Genomic DNA, 3,353 nt, shown 5'->3' with positions numbered 1-3,353 from the left:
GTTCTCCACCTGCGCGGGCGTGCCGCCCATGACTTCCGCAAGCCCGGCGGCGGCCATCGACGACGCCGAACCCACCTCGCCCTGGCAGCCCACCTCCGCGCCGGAAATGGACGCCTGTTCCTTGTACAGCACCCCGACGGCACCTGCCGCGAGCAGGAAACGCACCACCACGTCGTCGCGGTCTTCCTGGCTCGCCTGGTCCATCCCTGGGGCGAAGTGCAGCGCGTAGTACAGCACGGCAGGGATGATTCCGGCGGCGCCGTTCGTGGGTGCGGTCACCACCCGGCCGCCGGAAGCGTTTTCCTCGTTCACCGCCAGGGCGATCAGGTTGACCCACTCCTGCCAATACTTGGGGTCCCGGTCCTTGTCCTCCTTCAGGAGGCGCTCGTGCCAGTCGGGGGCGCGACGGCGGACCTTCAGTCCGCCAGGCAGCAGCCCCTCGCGCTTCAGGCTGACGGCGACGCAGCTCTCCATGACCGAGTAGATGTGCAACAGACCTGCCCGGATGTCCTCCTCGGAGCGGGAGGCGCGCTCGTTGACCAGCATGATGTCGCCGATGGATAGGGCCTGGGCGCTGCAGTGCTCCAGCAGTTCAGCGGCCGTCCGGAACGGCAGCGGCAATTCCTTCTTGGACTCCGCGAGCTCCTGCTGGGCCGCATCCTCCTCGCCCTCCCGGACAATGAACCCGCCGCCGACGGAGAAGAACGTGGCGCTGTGGAGGACCCCGCCGTCGGCATCCGAAACGGTAAAGGTCATGCCGTTGGTGTGCCGGGGCAGCACGGTCAGCGGCCTCAGCACCATGTCCGCCACGCCATAGGGCAAGGGCGCCGACCCGGACAGCTGCAAGGTCCCGGTCTCCGCGATCGACGCCAGCCGATCCTCAACCTCCTCGGGGAGGATCAGCTCCGGGTGGTACCCCTCCAGCCCCAGCAGGATCGCCGTCATGGTTCCGTGCCCGTGCCCGGTTGCCGCGAGCGAGCCGTACAGGTCCACCCGCAGCGACGCCACCTGCTCCAGCACACCGGAAGATGCCAGCTCCTCGGCAAACACCGCCGCAGCCCGCATGGGTCCAACGGTGTGCGAGGACGAAGGGCCAATCCCGATCGAGAAGAGGTCAAAGACGCCAACAGCCATGGTCGGTTCCTAACTAAGTAGTTGTGGTCGGTTCGGGCTGGGGAGGTGGAGTTGCTGCGGGTGGAGGCGGAGTTTTTGTCCAGATAATGGCCGCAAAAGAGCCTCGAAGTCGCGACATCTGGACAAAAACTCCATCCTCGGGAGGGAAGAGGGAGGTGCAGGCTAGAGTTCGCCGCCATTTGTTGCCGCGTATTCTTCAGCCGACATCAGCGGGCCCTCGTCGGTGACGGCCACCTTGAACAGCCAGCCCGCGCCGTAGGGGTCGCTGTTGATCAGGGCCGGGTCGGCGACGACGCCGTCGTTGACCTCGGTCACTTCGCCGGTCACGGGTGCGTACAGGTCGGAGACGGACTTGGTGGACTCCACCTCGCCGCAGGTTTCGCCGGCAGTGACCGTGGAGCCGACCTCGGGCAGGTCCACGTACACGATGTCGCCGAGGGCGTCGGCCGCGACGGCCGAAATCCCGATCCCCACGGGGCCGGACCCGTCGACGGCAACCCATTCGTGCTCGGCGGAGTACTTCAGTTCAGAAACAACTTTGCTCATGTGATTTTTCCTTTGAGGTCTGGGTGGGTTACTTGGAGCGCTTGTAGAACGGCAGTGCGACCACTTCGAACGGCTCGGCCTTGCCGCGCAGGTCAACGTCCAGAACCGTGCCAACCTCGGAATACTCGACGTTGACATACGCCATCGCGACCGGGTAGCCAAGGGTGGGGGAGGGCTGGCCCGAGGTGACCTCCCCGATCAGCGTGCCGTCCTTGAGGACCGGGTAGTGGCCGCGGGCGGCGCGCCGGCCAAGGCCCTTGAGACCCACCAGCTTCTGGCCAATGGCGGAACCGACGCCGGCTGCCTTGATGGCGGAGAGGGCCTCCTTGCCCACGAAGTCGCTTTCCTTGGCCAGCGAAACCACCGGACCCAGTCCTGCTGCGTACGCATTGACGCGGCGCGAGAGCTCGTTGCCGTAGAGCGGCATGCCGGCTTCCAGCCGCAGCGAGTCGCGGCAGGCCAGGCCTGCCGGGATGAGCCCGTGCACGGCACCGGCGTCCAGAAGCGCCCCCCACAACGCGGCAGCATCCTCGTTGGGGACGTAGATTTCGAAGCCGTCCTCGCCGGTGTAGCCGGTGCGCGCAAGAAGGAGGTCGTGAGCAGTGCCGTCGACGGTGATCGCTACCTCAATAGCCGCGTAGTACTTCAGCTCAGTCACCAGGGAGTGCTGTTCGGCCGGGACGAGCTGGAGCAGGATGGCTTCCGCGTTGGGCCCCTGTACGGCGATCAGCGAGATCTCTGCCGAGACGTCCTCGACGGCAACGTCGAAGTTCGCGGCACGCTCGGCGAGGGCAGCAGCGACTTTCGTTGCATTGCCGGCGTTGGGAACCACCAGATACTTCTCCTCGCCACGGCGGTACGAGATGAGGTCATCGATGATGCCGCCGTCCGCGTCGCAAATCAGCGAGTACTTGGCCTTGCCGACGGCGATGGCGGACAGCTTGCCGGCCAGGGCGTAGTCCAGGAAGGCGCCGGCGTCCGGGCCGGTGACCCAGACTTCCCCCATGTGGGAGAGGTCGAACAGGCCGGCCGCGTTGCGCACGGCGTGGTGCTCGGCGAGCTCGGAGGTGTACTTGAGCGGCATCTGCCAGCCGCCGAAGTCGGTGAAGGAGGCTCCGGCCTTTTTGTGCTGGTCGTAGAGGGCGGTGTAGTTCTCGGTCATTGCGGAATCCTTAGTTTTCAAAATCTTCTGTGTTGTCCTCGAACGCTTCGAGAGGCGGGCAGGAGCAGACCAGGTTCCGGTCGCCTGCCGCGCCGTCGATGCGGCCCACAGGCGGGAAGTACTTGTCCTGCTTGAGCGTGTGCACGGGGAAGGCGGCCTGTTCGCGCGGGTAGGAACGGTCCCAGCTCGAACTGACGACGGCGGCTGCCGTGTGGGGTGCGTTGCGCAGCGGGGAGTTCTCCACGGTGAAGTCGCCGTTGGCGACCTGCTCGATCTCGGCGTGGATGGCGATCATGGCCCTGATGAACCGGTCGATCTCGGCCAGGTCCTCGGACTCGGTGGGCTCCACCATCAGGGTGCCCGCGACCGGGAACGCCAGGGTGGGGGCGTGGAAGCCGTAGTCGATCAGGCGCTTGGCGACGTCCTCGGCGGTCACGCCGGTCCGGGCGGTGAGTTCGCGCAGGTCCAGGATGCACTCGTGTGCCACCAGGCCGCTGTCCCCGGTGTAGAG

3 protein-coding genes and 1 pseudogene are annotated in these 3,353 nt (G+C 66.3%); all 4 read right to left on the bottom strand.

The genetic code is table 11. From position 1 onward, the window contains the following. Positions 1-1,134: L-serine ammonia-lyase (locus AC1DFE_RS23890; protein ID WP_476908307.1), on the bottom strand; the 1,134-nt coding region annotated here is incomplete at its 3' end. 162 nt (positions 1,135-1,296) lie between these two features. After that, complete coding sequence (gene gcvH, locus AC1DFE_RS23885; protein WP_476908306.1) at positions 1,297-1,680, bottom strand: glycine cleavage system protein GcvH; 384 nt, start codon at positions 1,678-1,680, stop codon at positions 1,297-1,299. A gap of 28 nt (positions 1,681-1,708) precedes the next feature. After that, positions 1,709-2,842, bottom strand: a complete 1,134-nt coding sequence (gene gcvT, locus AC1DFE_RS23880; protein ID WP_476908305.1) for a glycine cleavage system aminomethyltransferase GcvT — start codon at positions 2,840-2,842, stop codon at positions 1,709-1,711. Between the two features lie 10 nt (positions 2,843-2,852). Then, positions 2,853-3,353 (bottom strand): annotated as a pseudogene (locus AC1DFE_RS23875) (glycine dehydrogenase (aminomethyl-transferring)); the annotation flags it as partial.

The sequence above is a fragment of the Arthrobacter sp. 05T423 genome (assembly GCF_056396245.1).
Note: the sequence above shows the minus strand (reverse complement) of the source record. Positions and strands in the feature narration are given on the sequence as shown.

Coding starts and splice junctions, on each gene's coding strand:
- gcvH (WP_476908306.1), bottom strand. CDS start 1,680: ATGAGCAAAGTTGTTTCTGAACTGAAGTACTCCGCCGAGCACGAATGG.
- gcvT (WP_476908305.1), bottom strand. CDS start 2,842: ATGACCGAGAACTACACCGCCCTCTACGACCAGCACAAAAAGGCCGGA.